Source organism: Ideonella sp. P3_A4 (assembly GCF_056403075.1).
This window is the reverse complement of the sequence record NZ_JBFUGE010000816.1, coordinates 1-2,293: the sequence shown is the minus strand read 5'-3', so window position 1 is coordinate 2,293 and position 2,293 is coordinate 1. Positions and strand designations below refer to the sequence as shown.

Annotated in this window: 2 protein-coding genes; both read right to left on the bottom strand. The window is 64.1% G+C overall.

Annotated features, from left to right (window positions below; translation table 11 throughout):
- Positions 1-435: class I SAM-dependent methyltransferase (locus AC1DYI_RS33120; protein ID WP_477208354.1), on the bottom strand; the 435-nt coding region annotated here is incomplete at its 3' end.
- Positions 436-451: 16 nt separating this feature from the next.
- On the bottom strand, positions 452-1,639 hold the full coding sequence (locus AC1DYI_RS33115) for a hypothetical protein (RefSeq protein WP_477208353.1): 1,188 nt from the start codon (positions 1,637-1,639) through the stop codon (positions 452-454).
- Positions 1,640-2,293: the final 654 nt, after the last annotated feature.

Below are 2,293 nucleotides of genomic sequence, written 5' to 3'. Positions count from 1 at the left end.
GGCGAGCGATATCGAATAAGCATCGACGCTCGCGCTGGAAACGGAAGGCATCGACTCGGCGTTCAACCGATTGAGTCCAACCTGTGTGCCGTAGCGAGCCAGGCGGCGCTGCGCAATGGCGAGCATCGACTCGCTGACGTCGGATGCAACGACGGTTCTACCTGCAGCTTCTTGATGCGCCAGAACGCGAAGGATGATGTCACCCGTGCCTGTCGCACCATCCAGCAAGGACGTCCAGGGTTCGCGCGCAATCGCGCGAGCGACCTTGCGCTTCCACAGGCGATGCAGGCCAAAGCTGAAGACATCGCAAAGCGTGTCGTAGCGAGATGCAATTCGACCGAAGACATCATCGCTCTGCCAAGCAAACTCGGCAGCGTTCTCAGAGGCGATGGGTTGGTCGCGTGACATGTGCTGTGCCCAATGTGAGTTGAGCATCAGTGTAAGTGCGTGACTACTGCTGCTTCTGCGCCCCTTTGAGAATGGCCTGGATCATCGGTTCTGAATAGAACTCACCGCTGCCTTCACTGCTGGCCATCATGGCGCGCCACAGGGGCACCGGGGCTATCGCATAGCCGTGGAAGCGCTTGAAGCCGCAGGCGTAGAGGCCGCGATAGACGGTCACGTCGCCATTGAGTTGATCGCATTCTTTCAGCAGCGCTTGCGCGTGCTGGTCGCTCTCTTCGTCAGTGAGGATGCCGGTCGCGCGCAGGGCCACCAACATCATCGCCTCCGCGCCCCCTTCGTGGATCCAGGCGCTGTCTTCACCGATGCCGCCGCGCGTCAGATTGGCCTGCCACAAGTGCGCCATTTCATGCGCCACCAGGCGCGCGATATAGCTGCGCTTCTTGGGATGATCATCGACCAGGCCGCTTCCTTGCAGGCGGTAGGCGAGGCCACCACCGGCGACGCCGCCCTTGACGTTGAAGCTTTTGGGCGGGCCGTCGAATCCGACCATGGCCACCGCCACCAGGGGCGTATCGATCAGTTTCCGCTGGAACGCCTGCTCGTAGAACGCCGACACTTTGGCGGTGGTCTGCTCCAGCGTTTCGCGCAGCCAGGCCGGTGTTGTCGGGTCGATGATGACGTTCACGCCGCCCATGCGAACCGGTTTGCTCGGCCCGAAGTAGGCATAACCCATCAGTTCGGTGCCCGGCTTGCTGGGCGCGATCACCGTTTCGCCGGCCAGGCCGTTCAGGTGCAGCGCGACGTCCATGGTGCGCTCGCGCCCGCCCTGTGTCAGCCCGCCGTACAGGAAGCCCACATAGAAGTCCCAACCGCCGTCGGAAAAGCGGTCGATCGGCGAATACTGCCCCTCGGTAAAACCACCGTAGGCGCTGATCTCCAGACTCAGTTTGGTCAGCGGCGCGGCACTGCGCATGCCTTCGTTGTCTTCATGGGCGATCAGCTCCACCCCCGGTGTCAGCGGGCGCCAAGCCTGCTTGCGGTAAGGGCCGACTTGCGCGCCCAGTTCAATGGCGGTGACCGGCTCGGCAAACACGTAGTCGGCACGCCACCTGTCGGCGGTGATATGGGTCAGCGTCAGCTCGGTATGCAAGGGCGCCGGTGCGGCGGCATGGGCGGTACCAACAAGTGCTGCGAGCAATACGCCCGCGAACGTTGAAATCGACGACAGCTGCATGATGGATGGAGTTGTTTTGCAAAAGGAGGATTGGACGCGCCCTGGGCGATGCGGCGGGTGCGCTTTGTTCGGTGACTGTGCCAGTGCGGTGCTACTTCGCCGCCACTTGGCCCGCCAGCTCATCGAGCCGCCGTTGCGATGGAGGACAGCATGTTGCGAAGGCCTGGACTGTCGCTGCATGCCGACGGCCCCGCGAGCCTGCCGCGACGAACTGCGCCGCGGGCCCACCCAGCCGCCTCGCGGCGCGATGGGCCGAGGTCGAGCAAGACCTGCGAAGAACCCTTTACGCCGCTGCCTTCACCAACTCCGCCGCCCGGTCCCCATCGTGATCGTCGGCGCGTTGGCGTTGCCCGGTGCAACGCGGCCGTCATCACGATCGTGGCGCAGGCGTTTGTTCTGGACTTCGCTGAATGCGAAGGCGCTTCGCCTCACCGCTTCTGCTGTCGCATCTCGCGCCGCCCAATGAGCCGTTCGGATCACCCCGCGTGTCAGATCGAAGGCGCCATGGACCCGTTGCGAGTCGGATCTCAAACCCAGTCGACGCCGGTGCATACGCCGACCAGCAGCGCGGCCAACGCCGTGTCGACGCCACAAGTGCCGCAGACCGGGCCGGGGACGGCCAACGCAGGCGGCTTGACCGGTCGCGCTCGCGGC